The sequence below is a fragment of the Iodobacter sp. CM08 genome (genome assembly GCF_033446605.1).
In the GTDB taxonomy this organism is placed as follows: Bacteria; Pseudomonadota; Gammaproteobacteria; order Burkholderiales; family Chitinibacteraceae; genus Iodobacter.
This window is the reverse complement of record NZ_JAWQUO010000011.1, coordinates 112070-134701: the sequence shown is the minus strand read 5'-3', so window position 1 is coordinate 134701 and position 22632 is coordinate 112070. Positions and strand designations below refer to the sequence as shown.

Sequence of the window (22632 nt, the reverse complement as noted above, 5' to 3'; positions counted from 1 at the left end):
ACAGTGTTTATGTCACCATACCGTCCATTTGATGAGCGTCTTTTACCGGTTAAACCAGCTCAGCATCATTTTCTCTTAGCCCTGTTTGTAAGCGCCATAGCGCGGCGTAATTACCTTCTTGTGCTAGCAATAGCTCGTGCGTGCCCGCTTCAATAATTTCGCCTTGCTCCATCACATAAATACAATGCGCATTGCGCACGGTAGATAGGCGGTGGGCGACGACCAAGGTGGTGCGACCTTTGGCGATTTGATCTAGGGATCTTTGAATGGCGGCTTCGGTTTCGTTATCTACTGCGCTGGTGGCTTCATCCAGCACCAAAATCTTAGGGTTTTTGTAGATGGCGCGTGCCAAGGCGAGGCGTTGGCGCTGCCCACCAGATAGTTTTTGCCCGCGCTCGCCTATTTGTGTGTCGTAGCCTTGGGGTAGACGCTCGATAAACTCATGTGCTTCTGCTGCACGCGCCGCGGCCACTACCGCCTTGATATCAGCCGCTTGCTGGCCATAGGCAATATTTTGGGCAATGCTGGCATCACTTAAAAACACATCTTGGCCTACATAGCCAATGGCGCGGCGTAAGTCGAGTAGGGCGATGTCTTGGCTGGCAATACCATCAATCTTAATGCTACCTTGCTGTTGTTCATAAAAACGCAGTAATAGCTTGAGAAGCGTGCTTTTGCCCGAGCCGGTTGCGCCAACAAAAGCCACGGTCTGCCCTGCGGCAATATGCAGGCTGATATCTTTTAGAACGGGCTGCTCGCCATAGCTAAAGCTAACGTGCTCAAAACTGAGCGCGCCCTTGATTTGGCCTAATGGTTGGCCTTCATAGTGGATATGGATGGGGGTATCAAGCAGATCCAGCACCCGTTCGATGGCGGTCATGGAGCGTTGATAAAGATCGGCGATATCTGCAAGGCCGGTGAGTGGCCATAGTAGACGCTGGGTTAGAAACACTAATACCGAATAGCTGCCTACGCCAATTTTACCGTTCAGTGCCAGATAGCCACCATAAACCAGTGTGACCACAAACCCAGATAAAATCGCCATGCGGATAACAGGAATAATGGCTGCGGAGAGTTGAATGGCGCTGCGGTTGCTTTGCCGATAATGATTGCTGGCGTCTGATATATGGCTGGCTTCAAAGTCTTCGGCAGTAAAGGCTTTAATGGTGGCAATGCCAAGTAAATTATTATTAAGCCGGCCAGAAATTACCCCAGCGGCTTCACGCACGGTGGCATAGCGGGGGGCAATGCGGTGTTGGAACCAAAATGTGCCGAGTAAAATCAGTGGCACAGGGGCAAGGGCAATCAGGGCGAGTTGCGGCGCGATATAAAAAAACACTGCACTTACCATAACGGTGGAGCAAAGCACCTGAATAATGCTATTGGCTCCGCCATTTAAGAAGCGCTCCATCTGATTAATATCGTCATTTAAAATTGCCATTAATTTGCCGGTACTTTTATTTTCAAAGTAAGACAATGGCAGCTTTTGCACATGGCGATATGCGTCTAAACGCAGGTCATGCTGTAAATTTTGTGCAAGATTGCGCCAGCGAATTTGGAATAGATACTCAAATAAAGATTCACCGCCCCACACCAGTGCGGTAATGACGCCAAGGTAGAGTAGCTGGTGAAAGCTATCGCTCACGCCTAGCTTGGCTAAAAAAGAAGCCTCGCGGTTGACCACCACATCTACGGCAACGCCAATCAATACCTCGGGCAAGATGTCGAAAAACTTATTAATGATCGAGAATAAACTGGCTAAATAAGCATCACGGCGATAAACCCCCGCGTACTGAAATAAACGTCGAAGTGATGACATGGTTTAAGCCCAGTGTAAATGAGTGGCTAATGCTAAATTAATATTCATCAGCTGTGTGTAAAGGATTGTTAGGCTTGCAGTGCTTTTACCTAGATATGACTCAGGCTGGTTTTAGTGGGGGATGCGATTAGGGCTCACCGCTTAAGGTCAGCGGCTCAATTTTTTTCTTGGTTTTGTTGTTGTTCCAGCATTACTTGGGTCGCTAATTAAATCTTGGCCGGTTTCAACTCTGCCAGCAAAGCGCCGTATAAAACCATGATTGCCACTTACGCTAAAGTCATACCATTGATAGCTCTCAAATAAGCTCCATTCATGCTCTATGGTTTGGCCCGCTGCTATTTTTAACGGCCAAGGCCCGTCGCTACGATAGTCATTGGCGCGAATGATTAAGCTAGCTTCCTTTTTGCCGGTATTTTGTAATTGCAAATGAATTTCACCGTTTGCTGCGTACTTAATGTGCGTTTCTACCTTGCATTCAGTATTGGCATGCCCCTGAAAATGACGATGAAAGCCATTTGGCCCTAGTACCCATAAGTCATAGTGGCCTTGATCCTGGTGGTAATCCCATGTGTCCGATAAGGTTTTCCCTGGCTCAACGGTATAGCGGCGCGGCTCATTCTCTAGATTAAGCGGTTCATAAACGTGGAAGACGGCACCGGCTTTTCCGCTATTGCTAAAAATGAGCTCTAATTGCTTGTCGTGGATTTGGGCGTGGCAATGCAGCTCATAGGGTAGCGCACGTGAAGGGCGAATTCCTTGTGCTTGTTTGGGGCGGTGTGGGATCAGCGGTGCGCTTGGGCTAGGTAATTTGCTTTGCTGTTTGACGATAGTGTCGGCATGGCTGGTGTTGGGCAGCGGTGCGTGGCTTAAGTCATTGGGGGCGGCAAAATTAAACGCTGAGCTTAAATCACCACATACCGCACGTCGCCAAGCGCTGATATTGGGCTCAAATACCCCAAAGCGTTTTTCTAGGAATTGAATCACCGAGGTGTGATCAAATACTTCTGAATTGACCCAGCCGCCTTTGCTCCAAGGAGAAATCACATACATGGGTACGCGTGGGCCAAGCCCATACACTTGGCCATTGATATGGTACTCAAGCGATGTATCAACGGTAGATTTCCCCGCATAGCCGCCATCGGCGTGTTTATTCGGCGGGGCAGGGGGGGGGACGTGATCAAAGAAGCCATCGTTTTCATCAAACATCACCAATAAAACAGTTTTACTCCAAGTCTCTGGATTGGCGGTCAGTGCATTTAGTACCCGCTGAGTGTAATCCGCACCTTGAATGGGGCTAGAAGGCGCTGGGTGCTCAGAATCTTTGGCAGGGGCAATCAGCCATGAAACTTGGGGCAAGCTGCCTGCTGCGGCATGGCTGGCGAACTGCGCCATGCTCCAAGTGGACATTGCTTGCTGCTTGAGCGCACTGCCGTCCGCAGCGTGTCGATAGTTTGCAAAGCCATCAAGGGAGTTGTTATTGAAGTTATCCTCAATATTTTGGTAGATCCGCCAACTGACACCAGCTTTTTGCAAGCGCTCTGGATAGCTTGTCCATGAATACTTAGGGGGTAAGCTTTTATCTGAGCCACTATTATTAATCGCAGGCCCACCGTGTTTACCGCTGGGATCGATCATGCCAGTCCATAGATAAATGCGATTTGGATGCGTTCCACCCATAAAGGAGCAATGGTAAGCATCACAAAGGGTAAATGCATTAGCGAGTGCAAATTGAAACGAAATATCTTCTTGCTGGTAATAGCCCATAGAGAACTGCGTTTTGTATTTGGGCCATTCTCCCATTTTGCCACCCGCCCATGCAGAGTGAGCATCGGGCATGGTATGCGGGGAGCTGGGCACGCGCTGAGCGCTAGTGAGCTGGGTGTTGAGATGATAAGGCGGAATAATCTTAGCGCTGGCATCTTTTTGATTCCAGACTAATTGATTGCCCACAATCGGAATCGCCAGTTTATCGCCAAAACCGCGCACGCCGTGCAGGCTGCCAAAATAATGATCAAAACTGCGATTTTCTTGCATCAAGATAACGATGTGTTGTACATCATTAATGGTGCCGGTTGGGCTGTGAGCAGGAATCGCCAGTGCTTTAGTGATGCAGGCAGGAATCATTGCCAGCGCGGCAGTGCTCCCCGCTGTTTTTGCAGATAGGCTTAAAAAATGTCTACGATTAATTAATGTCATATTAATGCGGTGGCATAAAGGTTTACTAGCGCCGTTGATAGGCTAAGGGCAAGCAGCCTGTCGAATTTATGGCTGGTTTATAGCAAATAAGCCCTTGTACTAATAAACAGGCATGCATGTCCTTCACCGAATATGGGCTAGCACATTCATTGTAGAATCTTGCTATTAGCTCTGATCAGCTGCTTATTTAAAAATAAGTAGCTGATTAGAGCTACTGGCGATATCAATGATTTGGTAGCTGCTAGGGTCTGCATTTGCATCAATCAAACTATCTATTGTTTTACCTGTTAGGGAGCTTTGATTAAATAATTCTTCTGCACCCTTGTTTGCAAAGGTAATCAGGCCTTTTTCAATTAAGAAAAAGCGCGCAGGTAGGGCATCTGCCACATCGCGGACTAAATGTTGGAAATGCTCCATCGCGGCTTCGGTGCTTTTTAAGTGCGAAATATCCATCGCAATGGATAAAATATAAGTGTTTTCATCGCGCACAATCGGTAGCTTGGTGATATCAAACCAATGCAATTGATTATCTGGCATGATCCATGAATCTAAATGGCGTATGGTTTCGCCATTTTCTAGCACGTCTTTATCACCCAGCGTAAATGGCTGTGGCGAATCAACTAAGCCCATATGCGATTGCACTAATAATTCATGCCCCAATTGTGTTTGGGTAGCACGGTTTACTAATAAGAAGCGGCCATGCTTATCGCGTACAAAAATTAAATTAGGGCTGGAATCAATAATTTGATGCACAAACAATTGTTGATTAAGCAGCGCTTGCTCGGTGTCCTTTACATGGGTGATATCACGAATCATCGCCAAGCATTCACGGGATGATTGTGGCAGTAAGCGTGCTTCAAAATAACGTTTAACTTGATCGCTACCGCTTAATTGATATTCAAATGCCTGAGTGCATTGGGTGCTTTGTACAGAAATCAGGGCTTCTAGATACTGACGTGAAATCCTAGGCGGAAAGAGTACGGATATTTTTTTGTTTTCTTCAGTAGCTAGGGGATGGATATCGGCAAAAACATTGTTTAAGGGGCTGACGCTGCGGCTGGCAAAGTTAATCTTCCAGATTAGGTCGGGCAAACAATAGGCAATATCATCTAGCGCACCAGTTTCTGTATTTGGATTGTTTGGAGTGGCTTTATGCTTTTTGCGTAAGACAAGAGCAATCGCACAAGCAGCGAACCATGCTTCAAGCAGGTAGGCAATTGGGCTTAGCTGTTCAGCTAAGATAAATAAGAGCAAGGCCACAACGCCTGCAACAAGTGCAAGAGAGATGATGCGTGTTGATATGCGTGAGGCCATGGCAAGGGGAGAATTCATAAATGGTTACCACCTTGCTAAGAGGCTGCCAGTTTAGCGGTTGCATCTCTTCTTTGCGATGGCTGAAGCATAAAAAACAAAAAAATAGTGGTTGTGCAACAACAAATAGATGAATGGTATTGGGATTTAGTCGACTTACTGAATGTTTTTAGGGAGGCTTGATACGAAGGACAGAGCTAACGCAGAAGGGGTGGTGGGTGATGACGGGGTCGAACCGCCGACATTCTGCGTGTAAGGCAGACGCTCTACCAACTGAGCTAATCACCCATCTATAAAAAATTTGGTACGCTGAAAGAGATCAAACGTACAAGGAGACAACTCTAGCAACTGAGCTAATCACCCATCTGTAAATCTGTAAAACAAACCAGTTATGAGTTGGCGGAGCGGACGGGACTCGAACCCGCGACCCCCGGCGTGACAGGCCGGTATTCTAACCAACTGAACTACCACTCCTCAGTTGCATAACTAATTCTTACTACAACACTTATTGCTAAGTGGTGGGTGATGACGGGGTCGAACCGCCGACATTCTGCGTGTAAGGCAGACGCTCTACCAACTGAGCTAATCACCCATCTATAAAACATTTAGTACGCTTAAAGAGATCAAACGTACAAGGAGACAACTCTAGCAACTGAGCTAATCACCCATTAATACATCTATACAACAAATCCAAAGATACTTGGCGGAGCGGACGGGACTCGAACCCGCGACCCCCGGCGTGACAGGCCGGTATTCTAACCAACTGAACTACCACTCCGCAGCGGTATTTTAAAACAACACTTATTCGACTAAGTGGTGGGTGATGACGGGGTCGAACCGCCGACATTCTGCGTGTAAGGCAGACGCTCTACCAACTGAGCTAATCACCCATCTATAAAACATTTAGTACGCTGAAAGAGATCAAACGTACAAGGAGACAACTCTAGCAACTGAGCTAATCACCCATCTGTAAATCTGTAAAACAAACCAGTTATGAGTTGGCGGAGCGGACGGGACTCGAACCCGCGACCCCCGGCGTGACAGGCCGGTATTCTAACCAACTGAACTACCACTCCTCAGTTGCATAACTAATTCTTACTACAACACTTATTGCTAAGTGGTGGGTGATGACGGGGTCGAACCGCCGACATTCTGCGTGTAAGGCAGACGCTCTACCAACTGAGCTAATCACCCATCTATAAAACATTTAGTACGCTTAAAGAGATCAAACGTACAAGGAGACAACTCTAGCAACAGAGCTACGTCACCTCTTAAACAACAAATCTTTAGCTACCGAATAGCGGCCCTGCTTACTGAGCTGCTTACCCTGTCTCGAAAGAGGTGCGCATTAGATCATGCCCTAAAAAACGTGTCAACACCTTTTGATTGAAATATCTATGCGGTAGTCAGTTAGGGGGCTTTACGGTATAAATGAGCTTCCCATTTGTGCAAAGTACCTTGTCTTCGTGAAAGCTTTCAGACTGTCTCATCTCACTATTCTTATAGCAAAAGTACAGCCAGTCTTACTTTGCGTATTGTTATGGCTATTGGCCGGACTATTTTGGCGTGTTTTTGAGCCGAGTCCTCAGGCTTTACGCTTGATTCTTCCTTTAGAAATATCTGCTCAGCGCGCACAAGATTTTTCTGTGGCACAAGATTGGTTTGGTAGTGATACTAGCCAAGCCACTACCGTTTCAACGCTGCAAGCAAAGCTTTTAGCGGTGATTGCGGGGCAAAAAGGTTATGGGGCGGCGATTTTTACTGGGCTGGAAGCCAGCGCTGTGGCGGCGCAAGTTGGGCAAACTCTGCAAGGTAATATCAAACTGATTGAAATTGCTGCCGACCATGTGGTGTTAGATGATAACGGTCGTCGTCAAACCTTGATGTTGGAAGGCCACAACAGCGTGCCTGTGCTAGCTAGCGGCGCTTTACTCCCTGCCACCCCTTCAAATAATGCGCCTGCTGCAGCGGCGGCTCAAGCAACGCTTTCGCGTGGCCAATTAGCGGGAGCGATGCAGGGGGCTAATGTGGCGGATTGGGCCAAAGGCCTATCTACTTACCGTGAAGGCGGTATCCAAATTGATAATATTGCGACTCAGCCTTTTTCTAGGTTGTTGCAATTACAAAACGGCGATGTGATTAAAACGATTAATGGCCAAAACTTGGCTCAAGTCGCCGATATTTCTTTGATTTATACTGTTTTTAGTCAGCAGCCCCAAGTGTTGCTCGTTGTGCTTCGCAACGGCAGCTCGGTCAATTTGCAATATCTTATTCAGCCTTGAGTTGTTAAATCCCATGATTCTGCGCCCCTTCCTACTTGCCTGCCTTTTAGCATCCCAGTTAACGATTGCTGCCGATGATAAAGTCACGCTTAATTTTGTTAATGCTGATATCGAATCCACCATTAAAGCGATTGGTTTGATTTCAGGTAAAAACTTTGTCATTGATCCGCGGGTAAAAGGCACTTTAAATATTGTGTCTAGCCAAGCCGTCAGTAAAGAAATGGTTTTTCCGATTTTATTATCGGCTTTACGCCAGCAAGGTTTTACTGCGGTGGAGTCGAGTGGGGTGGTGAAGGTGCTGCCAGAAGCCGATGCCAAGCAGCATTACAGTAATACCGGTAATCGCGGCATGAAGTTATCAGGTGACAGCATGGTGACGCAGGTTTACCCGATGAAGTATGAATCGGCGGTGCAAATGGTACCGATTCTGCGCCCGCTGATTAGCCCGAATAATACGATTGCGGCCTATCCAGGTAGCAATACGCTGGTAATTACGGATTATGCGGACAATATCCGCCGCCTAAATCAGATTATTGAGCGAATTGATCAGCCTGCCAGCTCAGATATTTTTTCCGTTTCGCTCAAATATGCTTCGGCGGTGGATGTGGCGCAAAACTTGGCGCGCCTAATGCCAGAAATTATGGTACAGGGCGTTAACCAAAGTATGCCTGCGGCCGAAGGTGTAAAGCGCAGTATTGTGGTGCCGGATTTGCGCAGCAATAGCTTGATGGTGCGCAGTGAAAATTTAACCCATGCACAGCAAATTAAAAAGCTGGCCGCAACCATGGATAACCAAGGCTCATCAGGTGGCAATATCCATGTGGTGTATTTAAAAAATGCCGAAGCCGCCAAGCTTGCCAATACCCTAAAGGGGATTATGACCGGGCAAGATTCTGGCTCAACGGCCGCCGCGCCTGCAAGCAGCATGAGCGCCAGCCCTGCTGGGGGCATGCCAGCCAGTGCGCCAGCCGCGCCTACATCCGCCGCAGCAAATGTACAAATTGGCGGCGTAAATGTGATGATTCAAGCCGACAATATGACCAATTCCTTGGTGATTACCGCGCCGGACAATATCTATAACAACCTGCGCTCGGTGATCGATAAGCTGGATGTGCGCCGTGCTCAGGTGTATGTCGAGGCGATGATTGCAGAGGTGAATGTATCGAAGGCGGGGGCGTTTGGGGTGCAGTGGCTGCTGGCTGGGGGCAACGAAAACGTTTCTGCCGTGGGCGCTGCCTCATTAAATGGCTTGGGCTCTTTGCTTAAAGGGATTGCCACTAAAGATCCATCGGTGATTCCGGGCGGCTTAAGCTTGGGTATTCTCAATGGCAATCCAGTAAATGGCCGCACACCTACCTTGGGGGTGTTAGCCTCCGCACTGCAAGATAGTGGTGATGGCAATGTGCTCTCCACGCCAAATTTAATGACCTTGGATAATGAAGAAGCCAAGATCATGGTTGGGCAAAATATCCCGATCATTACTGGCTCGCAGGCATCTGCTAATGCCAATACCAATCCATTTGTATCGATTGAGCGTAAAGATGTAGGGATTAAATTACGCGTTCGCCCCCAAGTATCGGAAGGCGGCAGTATTACGTTAACGGTGTATCAGGAAGTCTCAAGCATCGATCCATCGGTGATTACCAATGGTGCGGGTTTAGCGACCAAAACGCGCTCGATTGATTCCAAAGTATTAGTCGATGATGGGCAGATTATTGTGCTGGGTGGGCTGATCGAGGATCGGGTAACGGTAAAGCGCAGCCAAGTACCTTTACTGGGCGATATTCCCTATCTGGGGGCTTTTTTCCGCTATGAGGATCGTTCATCACAGAAAGTAAATCTGATGGTGTTTCTACGCCCTGTGGTGCTAAGAGATGCCGATGCAACACGCGCGCTCTCATCTGATCGCTATCAGTATTTACGTGCTGAGCAAAATCACTTTGAGCGTCCAGCGAGCTTTGTCTTGCCAGAAATGCCTGCGGTGGCCTTGCCCGAAGTGATTGATGCGCGCAAAGCAACGCCGCTTACTCCATCAGATCCGGTAGTTAAACCATGAGTCGTTTAGTGCCGTATCACTTTGCCCGCGATCGCGGCGTGGTGGATGTTTTGCATGAGGCCGATTCGGTTTCGGTACTGTTTCGTAAAGGCGGGGATTTTTCTGCCTTAAACGAATTACGCCGTGTTGCTGCTAGGCCATTAAATATCTCGGTGGTTGACGCGGCTGAGTTTGAGGCGCAGCTATCGCAATTATTTGGCCAAGGCAGCGGCGCGGCCATGGTGGTGGATGATCTGGAAGAAAATCTAGATTTATCCCGCCTTGCGCAAGACTTGCCCGAAATTGAAGATCTGCTTGAAACCGAAGATGATGCGCCGATTATTCGGCTGATTAACGCGCTCCTTACCGAAGCCCTGCGTGAAAACGCATCGGATGTGCATATCGAGCCATTTGAAACGCGCTCGGTAGTGCGGTTTCGTATCGATGGCCGCCTAGCCGATGTGATCGAGCCTAAGCGTGCCTTGCATGCCGCGCTAGTATCGCGGATTAAGGTGATGGCGGGCCTCGATATCGCCGAAAAACGCCTGCCACAAGATGGCCGGATTACCTTACGCATAGCGGGCCGCCCAGTGGATGTGCGGGTGTCTACCCTGCCTACTGGTCACGGCGAACGCGTGGTGCTGCGTTTATTGGATAAATCAGCAGGGCGCTTAAATCTTGCCAAGCTGGGGATGGCGGCAGATACGCTGGCTACTTTAGAAAAGCTGCTCGCTCAGCCGCACGGCATTATCTTGGTGACTGGGCCAACTGGCTCGGGGAAAACCACCACGCTGTATGCCGCGATGAGCGGTATGGATGCACAATCCAGCAATATCATGACGGTAGAAGACCCGATTGAGTACGATCTAGATGGCGTGGGGCAAACCCAAGTTAGCACGCGGATTGATATGACTTTTTCTCGTGCGCTGCGGGCCATTTTGCGCCAAGACCCAGACGTGGTGATGATTGGCGAAATTCGTGATTTAGAAACCGCGCAAATTGCCGTGCAAGCATCGCTGACGGGGCACTTGGTGTTGGCCACCCTGCACACTAATGACGCGGCCAGTGCGGTGACGCGTTTGGTGGATATGGGGATCGAGCCATTCTTACTGGCATCGTCTTTATTAGGTGTGTTGGCCCAGCGGCTAGCCCGTCGCTTATGCCCAGCTTGCCGTCAGCTACATACAGCAGATGCTTTAACCACTGAGCAATTAGGCAGCGACAAGCTGATTTATCGTGCTGTAGGTTGCCCTGAATGTAAGCAGAGCGGCTATCGTGGCCGCAGTGGCTTGTATGAACTGCTGGTGGTTGATGAAACGCTGCGTAGCATGATGCATGAGCGGGCTACCGAGCAGGCGATGAAGCTTTATGCCAGCAGCCAAGGCATGCTAAGCCTGCGTCAGTATGGTGTTCGCCGTGTTTTAGAGGGTGAAACAACGCTAGAAGAAGTCTTGCGTGTAACGCGGGATGTTTAAATAGCCCAAACGGGCGCATCCGATATCAATCGTGATGCGCCCATTAGCGGCTGCGGGTAAAGGCAAGCCGAATCAATGATGTGTTGTTTAATGTCTTATTAAGCAAAAGTATCAATTTTATTGCGATACTCGCCTAGCGCCTCATTGGTTGCGTTGGCGCGCTGAATGCTGGCGAGGCCTACATCGGTGGCGGCATCTGCTTTTTTTGCCACGCGTGAGGCAATTTGTTCTAGCTGCTGAGTGGTTTGCGTTGATGTTTGTTTGAGCGCTTGATTTAGGCTAACAACGTAGGATTTTATCCCAGAAATATCCGACATGATCTCTCCTCCTTGGGGCATTCTCGAACTAAGATTGTGAATACGGCATAAAACAAGTCCTGATTATGTCTCTTGCTCAATTTCATTATAAATATCGTAGGGCGGGTGAAACCCGCGTATTTCTTCAGCATGGCTCGCGGGTTTCACCCGCCCTACACATTCAAAAACCAAGCCCAACACTTAAGAAACCCATCTGCACAGAGCTCATTGAGCAAGAGACATAATCAGAAAACAAGTTTAGCTGATATTCTTTCTTTTTCGAGCGCCATCCAACAGGATTTTCTCCATGAAAGCCGGCTTGAATGACCACAATAAACGCGATGCCTTGCGCATTCCCGTTAAGTGCAAAGTTAAAATAAGGCCTCTGGATTTTGGTCCTGCATATTACGGTAACTGCACTGATTTAAGCGTAACCGGATTAACGGTAGAGACCAACTATGTGCCACGGCCCGATGAAAAATTTGATCTGTTTGTGATGCCGCCATCAGATGGTGCTGGGCCAAGAGAGCCACTGGCTGTGCGGGTAAGGGTAGTGCGCTGCCACCAGATTGAGCAGGGCTCGGTTTACGAGCTGGGCTTGTCTATTTTAAAGGTGATTCGATGAAACTAGTTTTGATTACCTTACTGTTTTCTGCTTTTTCCGCCGCCAGCGAGGTAAAAGTGGAAGCCCATAAAGACGCTGATTTAGTAAAAATTGATGCTGAATTTAGCGTGGCAGTCAGCAAGGAGCAGGCTTGGCAGGTGATGGTGGATTTTGAACACATGCCGCAGTTTTTGCCGCAGCTGCAAAGCAGCCATATTCTCAGCCAAAATGGCGATCACCTGCGTGTGGCCCAAGTCATCAGCGTGCCGTTAAGCCTATTTAACTACCATTATGAATCGATGCGTGATATCGATCTAAAGCCTTATAGCGAGATCAGGGCTACGTCAGTGGGTGGCAGCGATGCCTATAAGAGTATTGCACAGCTTAAAGTAAGCGCCGGTCAGACCGTGATAAGCTATCACGCAGAATGGCAGCCTGAATCGGGTTTTTTGGCTGGCTTTGCGCTGGATACCATGCGCAGCCAGATTCGCCAGCAGTTTATGGCGATGCAACAAGAAATGCTAAAAAGGTAGCAACATGCCGCTGCCTCTTCCCCCCAAACTCATTAAAAAAACAAGCGCTAATGAAACTTCTTGCCTTAAAAATTGATGTCGATACCTATCGCGGCACGCGCGAAGGCGTGCCCCGCCTCGTTGAATTATTGCAACGCATGGGAGCCGATGCCACCTTCTTATTTAGCCTAGGGCCAGATCACACTGGCCGCGCCATTAAGCGCGTGTTTCGTCCTGGCTTTATGAAAAAAGTATCGCGCACCTCGGTGGTGGAGCATTACGGCATTCAAACCCTGCTCTACGGCACGCTGCTCCCTGGCCCAGATATTGGCCGCCGCTGTGCCGATATCTTACGCAGCGTGGCGGCAAGCGGCTTTGAAGTGGGCATTCACACTTGGGATCACATTAAGTGGCAGGATTATGTGGCGGGTGAATCGGCCGCTTGGACGCGCGAGCAGATTGATCTGGCCGCTGATCGCTTTGCCGAAGTATTTGGCACAGCTGCTAAAACCCACGGTGCAGCAGGCTGGCAAATGAATCCAGAAGCCTATCGCCACCAGCAGCGTATGGCTTTAACTTACGCATCGGATACGCGCGGCACCCATCCATTTTGGCCGGTTGTGAAGGGCGAACCCGTGCGCTGTGTGCAGCTACCTACCACTCTGCCTACCTTGGATGAGCTGATCGGCGTGGGGGATTTAACGCCAGATAATGTCCACGAGCATCTATTGAAGCTCACCGCCGCCGAGCCAGAGTTCGGCCACGTCTACACCCTGCACGCCGAGTTAGAAGGCATGAAGCTGCTACCGGCATTTGAACGCTTGCTGCAAGGCTGGCAGGCACAGGGCTATAAGTTAGTTTCAACCCTTGAGCTTTTCAACGCATTAGACACCACCAGCCTGCCTTATCACAGCGTAGAAATGGGCGAGCTAGAAGGGCGTAGCGGCACGCTAGCCCTGCAAGGGCCACGTTTCCCTGTTTGATGGGGGCGGGAGCATGTGGTAGATGGTAGGGCACGGCATGTCGTGCCCTTTAGCTAAATCAAACTTCCCCTTGCGCTGGAGCGCACTCCAGCTTTTATGCTGCATTTCCTATGACCTTATCTATTTCCAAAGTCTCAGAGCACTGCGGTTTAAGCATAGATACCCTGCGCTATTACGAAAAAATCGGTCTGATCGATGCCGTGCCGCGTGGCTTAAATGGCCAGCGCCGTTATCGAGATGAGGATTTGGGCTGGATCGCATTTTTACTGCGGCTGCGCTCAACTGGCATGGGCATTGTGGATATGCAGCGTTATGCCAGCTTACGGCGGGCGGGGCATACACCGGATAGCTTAGTACCAAGGCGTGAAATGCTGGAAGCACACGCCGCCGCCGTTGCGCTGCAAATTGACAGCCTGCAGGAAAACTTACTGCTGCTACAGGGCAAAATTGAGATTTACCGGCAAATGGAAGCGTCATTCTCTTCAACTTAGGGGAATGCAATGCACTACGAACATCTATCTGGCTGGAAAAAACTTAAAGAAGTCGACGATCAGGCAGGGGAGCGGGTGATGGCCAGCCTGTCTGATATTGCGCCCGATCTGGGCCGCTATATTATCGAATTTGCCTTTGGCGAAATCTATTCCCGTCCAGGGCTTTCTCTTGCGCAAAGAGAGCTAGCCACCGTTGCCATGCTGGCCGCCATGGGCAATGCCGCACCGCAATTAAAAGTGCATTTAGAAGCAGCCTTAAATGTGGGGCTAAGCCGCGAAGAAATCATCGAAGTGCTGATCCAAACTGCGGTTTATGCGGGTTTTCCTGCTGCGCTTAATGCCGTGTTTGCCGCTAAAGAAGTCTTTGCCCACTATCAAGTCCCAGAGCGCCCACTGGCCCCACTTGCTGTGGCCAAAGCTTTTATCGCTGGCTTCATAGCAGGCCAGCCGCCTTTAGATTATTTAAGCGAAGCCATCATTTGGCATATTCCGGGTGATCGCCATATCGTGCCTTGGGCAGGGCTATGGCAGGGCAGCACAGAAGTCGAGCAATGCTTGCAACAGATTGCTGCCGCTGGGCATGCCACGCAATTTGTGATTGATCGTTGGTACGACGGCTAAAATGAAGCCCTCGCTCGCGGGCATTTTGCCTGGCAATACAAGAATGGCCATGCGTATCAAGGCGCATTTGTGATGCGCTTTGTGGTGCTGGATGGCCAAATTCAAAGCTATGAGATATTTGAAGATAGCTTTGCGATTGCAAAGGCGTGGCTGGCTTAAAAAAAGGGAGCCGCTTGGCTCCCTCTGGCATTCAAGGCTTGATATGTGCTTAGTTTTTATGCGTTGTCTGCGGGTCTAATTGGCTTAGTATTTGATAAGCCGCCGTCACCCGTGGTGGAATTGGATAGTTTTTATTAGCTAAAATCACAATGCCTATTTTTTTAGCTGGAATAAAAGCTACATAGGCAGCAAAGCCATTGGTAGAGCCGGTTTTATTTATCCATGCATTGGTTTGTGGCGCTAATGGTGGGGTGATTTGATTGGTGGCTATTGCTTGAAGAGCCATTGTATTGCTATTGCCGGCCAGTAAAATATTTAATTTCACCGGATAGACATATTGTTCCCAAATTAAGTCTTGGGTTATTTCGCCTGCTTTATAGTAGGCAGCATGGGTATTGATTAGTGCTTGTTGCCATTTGCTATCTATTTTGCCAATCTGCATATTAGCCTTTATAAATTTCAGTATATCTGCGGAGCTGGATTTTACGCCATACGCTTCTGCAGCTAAAACACCTGGGTTGACTCTGACGGGCACATCTTTTGTAGTGTAGCCTTGAGCGTAATTTTTCATTTGGGCTGCAGGTACATTTATGTAGCTATCTTTCATTCCTAGCGCTGGGAATAATTTCTTTTCAATCGCTTCTTCAAAAGAAGTATTCATGCTGTTTGCGCTAATCATGCCAAGCAAGCCAATGCTTGGGTTGGAATAAACGCGATGTGAGCCCGCTGCATAGCTAGGTTGCCAGTTTTTAAAATAAGCCATTAATTGATCATTATTCTTAATTTCTTCAGGCACTTGCAGTGGCAAGCCGCCGGCGGTATGCGTGGCCAGATTAAGCAGGCTGACTTTATCAAAGGCACTGCCACGTAAATAAGGCAAATGCTGGCTCACACTATCTGTAAATGAAAGCTGACCATTGATTTGGGCAATCGACGCCAATGTGGCGGTCATAGTTTTACTAATCGAGCCAATTTCAAATAGTGTATCTTGGCTAACGGCTTGTTTGCTCTCTTTTGATGCTAGGCCATAATTATAAAAATACTCCTTGCCATCAATGCTGATCGCAATAGCCATACCAGGGATGTTGAATTCTTTTTGAATAGGGGTTATTGCTATATTTACTATTTTTTTTATTTTGTCTTGATCTATATTTGCTGCCGCATAGCTTAATGGGCTAATGCATCCTAGTAGCGTTATTGTTTTTATTAAATATATTATTTTCTTACGCATGAATAAGTGCCTTTTTAAGTAATGAATATTGCATATTTAGGTGTGGATGGCGATATATAAGTTAGATTTTTTCTGCACCGTTAAATGAGCAACATATAGTAATAAAGGCTGTGCTATTTGGTAAATATACTATTTTGTAACATTTGTAACTTGGCTCTAGCTTATATAATCAGCCCATCCCAACGTCATTAGGTGGTTTTATGCAAAGCATTCACGGCAAAGTAGTGTTAATTACGGGTGGAACAACAGGTATTGGCTTGGCTGCTGCAATGGCTTTTGTGGCGAATGGCGCTAAGGTTGTTGTGGCTGCACGTAATGTTGAACAAGGGGCCAAGGCCCAGTTGCAGCTTTCTAAGCTAGGTGATGCGGTTTTTTATGGCTGCGATGTGAGTAATCCTTTGTCTGTTGCTGCTTTGCTTCGTTTTACTGTTGAGCATTTTGGTCAGTTGAATGCAGCAGTGAACAGCGCCGCTTGTGATTTTACACCTGCAGCTACGCATGAAATGAGCTTTGAAATGGCGAGTAACACGATATCCACCGATGTTTTAGGTGTTTTTAATTGTATGCAGCAGCAGATTCAGGCGATGCTGCGCTTTGGTGGTGGCACGATTGTGAATGTGTCATCGGTAAATGGTTTGTCTGGCGCACCAACGGCAGCCATGTATAGCGCGGCCAAGCACGCGGTGATTGGGCTAACCCGCTCTACGGCAAAAGAGTATATCGGGCGTGGCGTTAGGATTAACGTGGTTTGCCCAGGCGCTACCGAAACACCACGCCGCACCCGCCGCACGGCACATCTCTCTGAAGATCACTTGCTTGAGCATCAGGCGCAGCTAGCAAAAGCTATCCCCATCGGCAGGCTTGCCCAAGCGAACGAAATTGCCAATGCCATCCTTTGGCTAAGTTCCGCCGCATCGTCGTATGTGGTGGGGCATAGCTTGGTGGTGGATGGCGGCTTGCATGCTTGAGTTTTGATGCGGGGAATCGAAGCCATCGTGGCTGTTGCCATACGTGCTTTCTCGTAGTCGTGGATTTGCAACAAATTATAGAAAGGCTGCCGCGTATAATCCTTACACATGCATAATCCAGTGGATAAGTAATTAATAATAAACTTTGGAGAATGCAATGAAGGGGCAAATGACTTTACGCAGCAGACTTATTTTGGTGGCTGGGATTACTCTGCTGGCTTTTCTGACTATGGGCACGCTGATGTTGTTTCATTTTAAAGATGAAATGTTAAGTGGGCGTAAAGATAAAGTACGTAATTTAGCTGAAGCTGCGCAAACGGTAGTGGCGCATTTTGAACAGCAAAGCCGTGATGGAAAAATGGATCAGGCTACGGCGCAGGCCTCGGCCCTACAAGCTTTAAAGGCGATTCGTTACGATAAAAAAGAGTATTTTTGGGTGAATGATGAAAGCCCAAAAATGCTGATGCATGCCACTAAGCCAGAGCTGGTTGGTAAAGATCTTTCAAACTTAAAAGATCCAAATGGCAAGGCTTTGTTTTTGGAAATGGTGAAGGTGGTTAGAAGCGAGGGCGCTGGTTTTGTGGAATATCAATGGAGTAAGCCTGGCAGCACCGAGCCTGTGGATAAAATTTCTTATGTCCAAGGTTTTGCACCTTGGGGCTGGGTGATTGGTACGGGCGCTTATATTGACGATGTGGACGTTAAGTTTCGCAGCGCGTTGTATGTTTTGCTGCCACTGGGCCTACTGATGATGGCACTGGTGGCAGGTGCATTACTCATGCTTGGGCGCTATTTGTTTCAGCTACTGGGCGGGGAGCCGCAGGAGGCAGTGGCTTTGGCAAAAAGCGTAGCCAGTGGTCGTTTAGATCAGATGGTGAGCTGTAAAGCGGGCGATCAGGATAGCTTGATGGCTAGCATGCGCGATATGCAGCAGACCTTACGCAATATGATTGGTGAGGTGATTGGCGGAGCAGGGCAAATGAGCACAGCCGCCAGCAGCCTGAGTGCTAGCTCGGCCGAAGTGGCGCTGCGTGCCAGCGAGCAGAGCGAATCGGCATCGTCTATGGCGGCGGCGGTGGAGGAAATGTCGGTGTCGATCGATCATGTCACTGCTAACACCAGCGATGCACGCGGGCTGGCAGAATCCGCCAGAGAAATGTCGGGCCGCGGTGCGGTGGTGATTCATCGCGCTACCGCCGAGGTGCATAAGATTGCCGAGCTGGTGAAAGGCTCGGCGGTGAGGATTGAGGAGTTGGGCCGTCAGTCAGATAAAATCACCTCGATCGTCAGCACCATTAAAGATATCGCCGACCAGACCAATCTGCTGGCGCTGAATGCCGCGATTGAAGCGGCCAGAGCGGGCGAGCAGGGCCGAGGCTTTGCGGTGGTAGCCGATGAAGTGCGTAAGCTTGCCGAGCGCACCAGTAAATCTACGCAGGAAATTGCCGTGATGGTGGGGCAGATTCAAACCGGCACGCGAGAAGCCATTGTGCAAATGGAAAGCGGCGTAGAGCAGGCCAATGCCAGCGTGGCTTTAGCGAACGAGGCCGGTACGGCGATCGAAGATATTCGGAGTGGTGCGGAGCAGGTGCGCAGCGTGGTGGATAGCATTGGCAGCGCGATTCGGGAGCAAAGCATGGCGACAACCGAAATTGCCAAGGCGGTAGAGCAGATCGCCCAAAGGGCAGAGCTAGAAGCGCAGGAAATTCAGCAAAGCGCAGCATCTGCCCATGATTTACAAAACCTATCTGCGCGCTTATTGCAATCTGTGCAGCGGTTTAAGCTGTAAATATGGGCCTAAGCGCTTAGGGCGTTTGCAACACATCACTCCCCTAAAGGGTGGGCAAGGCTTGATCTTGCCCACGGCGGCCTATGAGCATGCCGCGTGGGCACCGTGCCTATTTTACAATATGGCCTAAGTGGCTAGATCAAATCTAGCAACTGCCTAGCATAGGCATTTAAATTACCCGAAGGATCAATTTCTAGTTTTTTGGCTTCATTTAGCCTTAGGTAATTACCTTGGCTGCTGCGCTTATAGGCGGGGTCGTAGTGTTTGCTGATGAGCTCGCCAAATAGCTCGGCTTTTTGGCCTTGATCGATTAACTCATGCCAATGCGTCAACACCACTTTGCCGTGCATTTCGACCAGTCTGGCGAGCTTGTTTTTTAAGTGATCAGGCGCTTCAAATAGATGGGCATAGTCTTGGCATAAAAAGCGGATGCGGTCTGCAAAGCTGGCCTCAATGAGCACGCAATCGGCGGCGCGGATGGCCAGCATTAGGCTGGCGGGTAGATGAATTAGGCCAATGCGCTTGCTTTCTGCTTCCACAAACACCGGTTGGCTGGGGTCAAACATTGCTAGCTTAGCTATAAGCTGACTATCAAAGCTTTTTTGTGAAGGTTGCGCGCCTTCTGGGCTGGCCCCTAGCACCGAGCCGCGATGTTGGGCTATGCCTTCTAAATCCAGCGTTTGCGCGCCTGCTTGTTCTAGCGCGTGTAAAAGACGTGTTTTACCGCAGCCGGTGTGGCCGGCTAAAACAATAAAGCGGGCTGCGGTAGGGCGTTGCTCTAATTGCACTAATACATCGCCGCGATAAGCCTTATAGCCCCCTTGTAATTGCCGCGCTTTCCAGCCAATTAAGTTAAACCAAGTAGTCATCGAGCCAGAGCGCTTGCCGCCACGCCAGCAGTAAATCAGCGGACGCCAGTTTTTAGGCTTGTCTTTAAAGGTGGTAGCAAGGTGGATGCCTAGATTTTTGGCGACCAGGCCCGCGCCTAATTTGGTGGCGGCAAAAGGGTCTTGCTTATACAGCGTGCCCACAATCACCCGCTCTTCATTACTCAGCACCGGCGCATTAATGGCTCCGGGGATATGATCTTCGGCAAATTCAAGCGGGGTGCGTACATCAATCACCTCGTCAAAGCTGTGGAGGTCTGCTAAGGTCGCCAACAAATTTTTCACAATTATTTCACTATAAGCACAGGGGTTGGCCAATTGTCCCACGGCGCTGTGCTTATCGCTGAAAAAATCACCTTGGCAAGGGTTTGGCTTTTTATATATTGAGGCCATCCCTTGCAATATTAGGAGTATTGCCATGAGTACCAAGCTTACTCAGCTATCGCACGGCGGCGGCTGTGGCTGCAAAATTGCCCCAGCGGTTTTATCTGAAATGCTTTCTAAATTGCCAACGGCGGCATTATTTCCCAAGCTTTTGGTGGGCACAGAAACCTCAGACGATGCCGCCGTTTATTGGCTAAACGACGAGCAGGCACTGGTGGCCACCACCGATTTCTTTATGCCGATTGTGGACGATGCCTTTGATTTTGGCCGCATTGCTGCCACCAATGCGATCTCTGATATTTACGCCATGGGTGGCACGCCAATTATGGCGCTGGCAATTGTGGGCATGCCGGTCAATTTGCTGCCGATCGAAGATATCCAGCAAATCTTGGCCGGTGGGGCTGCCGTTTGTGCAACAGCAGGGATTCCGATTGCGGGCGGGCATTCGATCGATGCGCCTGAGCCTATCTATGGCTTGGTGGCTCTAGGCTTGGTGCATCCCAAGCAGCTCAAAAAAAATAGTGACGCTAAAGCGGGCGATGTGCTGATTTTAGGCAAGCCGCTGGGCATTGGCATCTTAGGCACGGCCATGAAAAAAGGCCTGCTCGATGACGCCGGCTATAAGCAGCTGATTGATACTACGACCCAGCTGAATAAAGTGGGCGCAGATTTAGCCAAGCTAGCGGGTGTGCATGCACTGACCGATGTTACTGGCTTTGGCTTACTCGGCCATTTATTAGAAGTATGCCGAGGCGCAAAGCTGACTGCTCAAGTGCTGGCAAAAGACTTACCACTACTATCCGCCGCTATCGGCCTTGCCGAGCAAGGCATCGGCCCAGGTGCCATCGAGCGCAATCTTGCCAGCTTTGCTAGAGACGTCGATTTTGCAGCATCCGTGCCAGAGTGGCAGCAACGCATCATGGCCGACGCACAAACCTCTGGCGGTTTATTGGTTGCCTGCGCAGCAGAAAACGCCGCTGAAGTCTTGGCGATGTTCCACCAGCAAGGCTTTGCACAGGCGGCGGTGATTGGGCAGTTGGTGGATGGGGATGCGCAGGTGAGGGTGGCGTGATGCGTTTGCTTTGCTGCCAGATACTCTCCATCGTAAGTAGCTGATTAGCCCGCTGTAATCAAGCCCGTTTAAATGGTTGTTTTACATGCCCTTTTCATTACAGCTTGCTGCATAATTGGGGTAATCAATCAGCGGGAGGATGGCAATGGCGGCCTTAAAGCGCATCGTAATTGTAGGGGGAGGAGCTGGCGGTTTGGAGCTGGCAGTGAAACTGGGTGAAAAGCTAGGCCGCAAGGGCAAGGCGCATATCACCTTGATTGATGCTGCCCGCACCCACATTTGGAAGCCCCTTTTGCATCAGGTGGCCGCTGGCACTTTAGATAGCCATTCAGACGAGCTGGAATATCTTGCGCTGGCCCGCTGGCATCATTTTGATTATCGGCTAGGCCGCATGACGGGCTTAAATCGGGATAGCAAAGAAGTGGTGCTGGCTGCAACCCTCGATGAGGAAGACGGCAGCGAGCTGGTGCCAGAGCAAACGATCCCATATGATGCGCTGGTGATGGCGCTGGGCAGCCAAACCAATGATTTTGGCACGCCAGGCGTCGCCGAGCACGCCATTATGCTGGATACGCCTGTGGCGGCAGAGCGTTTTAATAAGCGCTTTATTAATAGCTGCTTGCGTGCGCAGGCAAGGCGTAAGCAGGCGGGGGAAGGGCGCTTTACCGTGACTATTATTGGTGGCGGTGCCACGGGGGTAGAGCTATCGGCCGAGCTACATATGGCCACACGCATTATGAGCAGCTTTGGCTTTGCCAATATCTACCCCGAGCGCGATTTAAAAATTGTAATTGTTGATGCCGCGCCTCGATTGCTATCGGTGCTGCCAGAGCGCTTATCCAATGCCGTGGCGCTGGAGCTGCGCAAAATGGCGGTAGAGATTCACGCCAACGAGCGCGTGGTAGATGTGTCGGTATCTGGCGTGAAAATGGCTTCAGGCAAGTTTATCCCAAGCGATTTGGTGGTGTGGGCGGCGGGGATTAAGGCTGCTGATTTTTTAAAGGATATTGCTGGGCTAGAAAGCAATCGCTTGAATCAGCTGGTGGTGGGCAAAACGCTGCAAACCTCGCGTGATCCAGCCATTTTTGCATTGGGCGACTGCGCTGCATGTCCGCTAGATGATAAAGGAGGCATGGTGCCACCCCGCGCTCAGTCGGCGCATCAGCAAGCCATGCTGCTAGCAAAAAGCCTGCCGCTGTATTTAGCGGGCAAGCCTTTGCCAGCGTTTAAATATCAGGATTATGGCTCTTTAGTCTCGCTAGGCGAATACAGTACGGTGGGCAGCTTGATGGGCGGAATCGCCCGTGGCAGCTTATTTATAGAAGGCCAATTTGCCAAAATGATGTATTGGTCTCTCTATAAAAAGCATCAGGTGGCTGTGAATGGCTGGTTTAAAACCTGGCTATCCACATGGGCCGAATGCATTGATCGCGTGAGTAAACCAAGGATTAAATTGCATTGATGCGATTGTGCTAGTGCTGATGGGCGTAGCGTGGGCACGATTTTGTGCCCACGCG

General features: G+C 49.5%; 18 protein-coding genes and 7 tRNA genes. 12 read left to right on the top strand and 13 right to left on the bottom strand.

The genetic code is table 11. The features are described from left to right. Nucleotides 1–49 precede the first annotated feature (49 nt). The 10 genes from R6242_RS08335 to R6242_RS08290 form a co-directional block, all read right to left on the bottom strand. Nucleotides 50–1819 carry an ABC transporter ATP-binding protein gene (locus R6242_RS08335; protein WP_318425949.1) on the bottom strand — a complete coding sequence of 590 codons (1770 nt, stop codon included), beginning with the start codon at nucleotides 1817–1819 and terminating at the stop codon, nucleotides 50–52. Between the two features lie 147 nt (nucleotides 1820–1966). Continuing rightward, nucleotides 1967–4015 carry a phosphocholine-specific phospholipase C gene (locus R6242_RS08330; protein WP_318425947.1) on the bottom strand — a complete coding sequence of 683 codons (2049 nt, stop codon included), beginning with the start codon at nucleotides 4013–4015 and terminating at the stop codon, nucleotides 1967–1969. A 183-nt stretch (nucleotides 4016–4198) separates the two neighbouring features. Then, nucleotides 4199–5347: a PAS domain-containing protein gene (locus R6242_RS08325; RefSeq protein ID WP_318425945.1), complete on the bottom strand. Its 1149-nt coding sequence runs from the start codon at nucleotides 5345–5347 to the stop codon at nucleotides 4199–4201. A gap of 191 nt (nucleotides 5348–5538) precedes the next feature. Beyond that, nucleotides 5539–5614 (bottom strand) — tRNA-Val (locus R6242_RS08320). Between the two features lie 109 nt (nucleotides 5615–5723). Further along, a tRNA-Asp gene (locus R6242_RS08315) sits at nucleotides 5724–5800 on the bottom strand. 42 nt (nucleotides 5801–5842) lie between these two features. Continuing rightward, a tRNA-Val gene (locus R6242_RS08310) sits at nucleotides 5843–5918 on the bottom strand. A gap of 109 nt (nucleotides 5919–6027) precedes the next feature. Then, nucleotides 6028–6104, bottom strand: a tRNA-Asp gene (locus R6242_RS08305). 36 nt (nucleotides 6105–6140) lie between these two features. Next, a tRNA-Val gene (locus R6242_RS08300) sits at nucleotides 6141–6216 on the bottom strand. A gap of 109 nt (nucleotides 6217–6325) precedes the next feature. Further along, nucleotides 6326–6402, bottom strand: a tRNA-Asp gene (locus R6242_RS08295). A gap of 42 nt (nucleotides 6403–6444) precedes the next feature. Continuing rightward, nucleotides 6445–6520, bottom strand: a tRNA-Val gene (locus tag R6242_RS08290). A gap of 272 nt (nucleotides 6521–6792) precedes the next feature. On the opposite strand from R6242_RS08290, the gene R6242_RS08285 reads away from it, so the two are divergent. Genes R6242_RS08285 through gspE form a run of 3 tightly spaced genes read left to right on the top strand, consistent with a single transcriptional unit; the run spans nucleotide 6793 to nucleotide 11118 of the window. Continuing rightward, the gene (locus R6242_RS08285) at nucleotides 6793–7608 is read left to right on the top strand and encodes a type II secretion system protein N (protein WP_318425943.1); all 816 of its coding nucleotides are present in this window, start codon (nucleotides 6793–6795) and stop codon (nucleotides 7606–7608) included. Between the two features lie 13 nt (nucleotides 7609–7621). Continuing rightward, complete coding sequence (gene gspD / locus R6242_RS08280; protein ID WP_318425940.1) at nucleotides 7622–9664, top strand: type II secretion system secretin GspD; 2043 nt, start codon at nucleotides 7622–7624, stop codon at nucleotides 9662–9664. Then, nucleotides 9661–11118: a type II secretion system ATPase GspE gene (gspE, locus tag R6242_RS08275; protein WP_318425938.1), complete on the top strand. Its 1458-nt coding sequence runs from the start codon at nucleotides 9661–9663 to the stop codon at nucleotides 11116–11118. Before gspD ends, gspE begins: the two co-directional genes overlap by 4 nt. Nucleotides 11119–11216: 98 nt before the next feature. Here the strand turns inward: gspE and R6242_RS08270 are convergent, their stop codons facing one another. Continuing rightward, nucleotides 11217–11435: a hypothetical protein gene (locus tag R6242_RS08270; RefSeq protein WP_293937197.1), complete on the bottom strand. Its 219-nt coding sequence runs from the start codon at nucleotides 11433–11435 to the stop codon at nucleotides 11217–11219. A gap of 286 nt (nucleotides 11436–11721) precedes the next feature. On the opposite strand from R6242_RS08270, the gene R6242_RS08265 reads away from it, so the two are divergent. The 5 genes from R6242_RS08265 (at nucleotide 11722) to R6242_RS08245 (ending at nucleotide 14625) form a co-directional block, all read left to right on the top strand. Beyond that, nucleotides 11722–12039: a PilZ domain-containing protein gene (locus R6242_RS08265; RefSeq protein WP_293937194.1), complete on the top strand. Its 318-nt coding sequence runs from the start codon at nucleotides 11722–11724 to the stop codon at nucleotides 12037–12039. Beyond that, nucleotides 12036–12551 (top strand): SRPBCC family protein, encoded by a 516-nt coding sequence (locus R6242_RS08260; RefSeq protein WP_318425935.1) that lies wholly within the window; start codon nucleotides 12036–12038, stop codon nucleotides 12549–12551. Before R6242_RS08265 ends, R6242_RS08260 begins: the two co-directional genes overlap by 4 nt. Nucleotides 12552–12601: 50 nt before the next feature. Next, nucleotides 12602–13513, top strand: a complete 912-nt coding sequence (locus R6242_RS08255) for a polysaccharide deacetylase family protein (RefSeq protein WP_318425933.1) — start codon at nucleotides 12602–12604, stop codon at nucleotides 13511–13513. A 110-nt stretch (nucleotides 13514–13623) separates the two neighbouring features. Next, nucleotides 13624–14004, top strand: a complete 381-nt coding sequence (locus R6242_RS08250; protein WP_318425931.1) for a MerR family transcriptional regulator — start codon at nucleotides 13624–13626, stop codon at nucleotides 14002–14004. A gap of 9 nt (nucleotides 14005–14013) precedes the next feature. After that, on the top strand, nucleotides 14014–14625 hold the full coding sequence (locus tag R6242_RS08245) for a carboxymuconolactone decarboxylase family protein (RefSeq protein WP_318425929.1): 612 nt from the start codon (nucleotides 14014–14016) through the stop codon (nucleotides 14623–14625). Nucleotides 14626–14833: 208 nt separating this feature from the next. Here the strand turns inward: R6242_RS08245 and ampC are convergent, their stop codons facing one another. Further along, a complete protein-coding gene (gene ampC / locus R6242_RS08240; RefSeq protein ID WP_318425927.1) occupies nucleotides 14834–16015 on the bottom strand; it encodes a class C beta-lactamase in 1182 nt (393 codons plus the stop codon). Nucleotides 16016–16215: 200 nt separating this feature from the next. On the opposite strand from ampC, the gene R6242_RS08235 reads away from it, so the two are divergent. After that, nucleotides 16216–16983, top strand: a complete 768-nt coding sequence (locus R6242_RS08235; protein ID WP_318425925.1) for an SDR family NAD(P)-dependent oxidoreductase — start codon at nucleotides 16216–16218, stop codon at nucleotides 16981–16983. Between the two features lie 169 nt (nucleotides 16984–17152). Next, nucleotides 17153–18772: a methyl-accepting chemotaxis protein gene (locus tag R6242_RS08230; RefSeq protein WP_318425923.1), complete on the top strand. Its 1620-nt coding sequence runs from the start codon at nucleotides 17153–17155 to the stop codon at nucleotides 18770–18772. Between the two features lie 134 nt (nucleotides 18773–18906). Here R6242_RS08230 and mnmH read toward each other — a convergent pair whose 3' ends face one another. After that, nucleotides 18907–19944: a tRNA 2-selenouridine(34) synthase MnmH gene (gene mnmH, locus R6242_RS08225; protein ID WP_318425921.1), complete on the bottom strand. Its 1038-nt coding sequence runs from the start codon at nucleotides 19942–19944 to the stop codon at nucleotides 18907–18909. Between the two features lie 133 nt (nucleotides 19945–20077). Here mnmH and selD point away from each other — a divergent pair, with 133 nt between their 5' ends. Together selD and R6242_RS08215 are read left to right on the top strand one after the other, a co-directional pair. Then, nucleotides 20078–21115 (top strand): selenide, water dikinase SelD, encoded by a 1038-nt coding sequence (gene selD, locus R6242_RS08220; protein WP_318425920.1) that lies wholly within the window; start codon nucleotides 20078–20080, stop codon nucleotides 21113–21115. A gap of 145 nt (nucleotides 21116–21260) precedes the next feature. Further along, on the top strand, nucleotides 21261–22577 hold the full coding sequence (locus R6242_RS08215) for an NAD(P)/FAD-dependent oxidoreductase (protein ID WP_318425919.1): 1317 nt from the start codon (nucleotides 21261–21263) through the stop codon (nucleotides 22575–22577). Nucleotides 22578–22632 lie beyond the last annotated feature (55 nt).